The organism is Desulfobacter sp. (genome assembly GCF_050177295.1).
Genome location: NZ_JBFXHE010000503.1, coordinates 1 through 2,862 on the forward strand (window position 1 = coordinate 1; position 2,862 = coordinate 2,862).

Genomic DNA, 2,862 nt, shown 5'->3' on the forward strand with positions numbered 1-2,862 from the left:
CCACATGCCGGGTCAGTTCATGAATCGTTGGATAGTCAAAGGCCGTGGTGGGTCTCAGCTCCAGGTTAAATTCCCGGTTCACCTCTTCGATAAAGGTGACAATGGTAATGGAGGAAAATCCCATTTGCGAAAAAATCATTTGATCGTCGATTTCATCCCCTTCATCGAATTCCAGGATTTTATTGACGATGGACCGGATACGCTGGCGAACCGGATCGCTTTTGTTTTCAGTTTCGGCAACAGGGGGGACGGCCACCGGCGGTGCATGCCAATAGGTCTTCCGGACAAAGGGGCAGGTGGTTCAGGGGCCGGGGCCAGTTATCCCGGTACCAGTGGGTCCAGGGAACAGGAGCGCCCTTGACCCATGCCCTGGCCAGTTGGTCCAGGTTTTTGTTCAGGACCCAGGATTTGATGTCCGCTGTTTCCTGGCTGGGTAAATCCGCCTGGCCCGTATAGCAGCTGTCATGGAAATCCCCTTTGGCAGCGGCCTTTAGGCTGGCGCTTAATTCTTCTGTATCCTTGACCAGGCAGGCAAACCTGTATTTCATGGGTTCCCGGCCTGTTTGCAGGGTATAGGCCAGCCGGAAAAGATCTGTCCCGGGATGGGTGTCAATATATCGTTGCCAATCCAGAAGATATTGGGTGAAAGCGGCTTTGGATTTTGCCGAGAGAATAAAAAGAACCGGCAGGCTGTGGTCATAAACAGCCGGGTCAGGCACCGTCTTTGGTGGATTGTACTCTTCCACGATCAGATGGGTGTTGATTCCTCCGGCGCCCATGCTGTTAATCCCGGCCCTTCGCGGGATTTTCTGGCCGTTCAGGACCGGTGCCGGCCATTCCTCCAATTGGGTCTGAAGTTTAAAGGGCAGGGCGTCAAAGGAGATGTCCGGATGGTGTTGTTCAGGCACCGGCACCACCGGGCATAATTTTTTGTGTTTGAGCATCAGCACCACTTTTATGAACTGGGCAAACCCTGAGACGGATTCTCCATGTCCCATGGATGATTTCAAGGTGCCCAGGCGGAAGCCTTCCCGGTCTTGGGAGAGGCCCGGGAAGGCCTTTGCCACGGCTTCCATCTTAATGGCATCTGCCATACTCGATCCACTGGCTGCTGACTCGAAATAGTTGATGGCTCCGGGGTTCAGGCCGGCATTTTCAAGGGCATCCCGGATGGCAGCCGCCTGTTGGCGCGGATCAGGGACGCCGTAACCGTTTGTCCGGCCCCCGTGCCTGACTGCGCTTCCCCGGATAACGGCCAGGATGGAATCGTGATCTCTTTCCGCGTCACTGAGCCGTTTCAGGAGCACGGCGCCCACACCTTCCGAGGGTACGAACCCCTTGCCATGTGCCCCGAAAACCTCGGGAATCCGGGTGTCGGCCAGGAGCCGGGCCCGGCAAAGATCTATATATGCCTTGGGTTCAGTGTAGAGATTGACCGCACCCACAAGGGCCATGTTAAGGTTGCCCTGCCGCAGTTCCTGGCAGGCCTGGTGAAGGGCTGTCAAACCCGAGGCGCACATGGTGTCCACCGGTATGCTGGGTCCCTGCAGATCCATGGCATGGGAGATCCGGTTTACCAGGGCGGCAAAAGAGGTATTGAACCCCACCTTGGTGATGCCGCAATAGACACCGGTGCGTTCCCGTATCTTTGTATCAAGCCGGGAGGGTACATAGCCCGCGTCTTCAAAAGCGCGCCAGCATTCCTGCAGCAGCAGCCGCCCCTGGGGGTCCATCTCCATGGCGTCCCGGGCCGATATATGGAAGAACAGCGGATCAAAATCCGCAAAACCATCCACGAATCCGCCCCATTTGCAAAAACTCTTTCCCTGGGCCACGGCCTTGTCCGGATCTGGTTCATAAAATCCCTCCACCGGCCACCGGTCCACAGGAATCTCACCAATGCAGGAGCGGCCCGTTTTTAAATTTTCCCAAAAACCGGCCAGATTTTCCCCTCCCGGAAAACGCCCGCTCATACCGATTACGGCGATGGGCTCACTGTCCTTTGGGGTGGTGTTGACCCTGACTGTGACCGCTGCCTTTTCCTCGGCGTTGACCGGGGCCTGCGGGACCACGGTTTCCGTGTCCGGGGCAGTGTCAGGAAAAACAATCTCTTCCAGGCGCGGCCCATGGTTCTCCAGGAAATAGGCCAGCATTTCATCAATGGACCGGAGTTCAAAGAACATCGTACTTTTGACTCCGTCAAAGGCCTTGCCCAGCACACTGCTGATCTGGCCGATTAAAATGGAATCAATCCCGTATGTTTCCAGGGGTTCCGCCGGATCAAGCCGTTCCGGATCAATCTTCAGGGCTTTGCCGACAATATTTTTAAAGTAAGCCAATCCTTTGTCTTGAAGCGATTCCTGTTTCTTTCCGGCTTGGGCAGGCCGGGGTGTTGTCTTCACCGGCGGGGGCGAGGGCGGCGGCCCGGGCAAATGGTTTTCCTGGCGGATCAGGCCGCCACTTTGGGCCACAATGATTTGCTGCCCCAAATCCAGGGCCTGGTGTGCAGGAAAAAAAACGTGGCTGAATCCTTCCTCCTGCAATACCTGTTGCCAGGCTTGGGGAGACAGGGCAGGGCACCCCGGGATACGCAGGGCATCGTCTTCATTGCGCCACCACCCTTCCAGCAGGCCAAAGGTCAAGTGGGTGTATAAGGCTTTGTTGCAGATCTCGTTCAGGAACAGCAATCCCCCCTTTTTCAGCAGGGCCTTGGCATTGCGCAGGCTTTTGCGGATATTTCTGGTGGCGTGGAGTACATTGGTGGCCAGCACCATGTCGTATTGGCCCAGGTCCAAATCCTGTTCCGCCAAGGCGGTTTCAACATTGAAAATCATGGTCCGGACAAAGGGATTCTTTAAGGCG

General features: G+C 56.0%; 2 protein-coding genes. Both read right to left on the reverse strand.

Going from position 1 to position 2,862, the window contains the following annotated elements; translation table 11 throughout:
* Positions 1-256 (reverse strand): acyl carrier protein (locus AB7U36_RS21750; protein ID WP_428161693.1); only part of this gene is annotated, 256 nt, incomplete at its 3' end.
* A partial coding sequence (locus AB7U36_RS21755) for a beta-ketoacyl synthase N-terminal-like domain-containing protein (RefSeq protein WP_428161694.1) occupies positions 228-2,862 on the reverse strand: 2,635 nt, incomplete at its 5' end. The genes AB7U36_RS21755 and AB7U36_RS21750, both read right to left, overlap by 29 nt.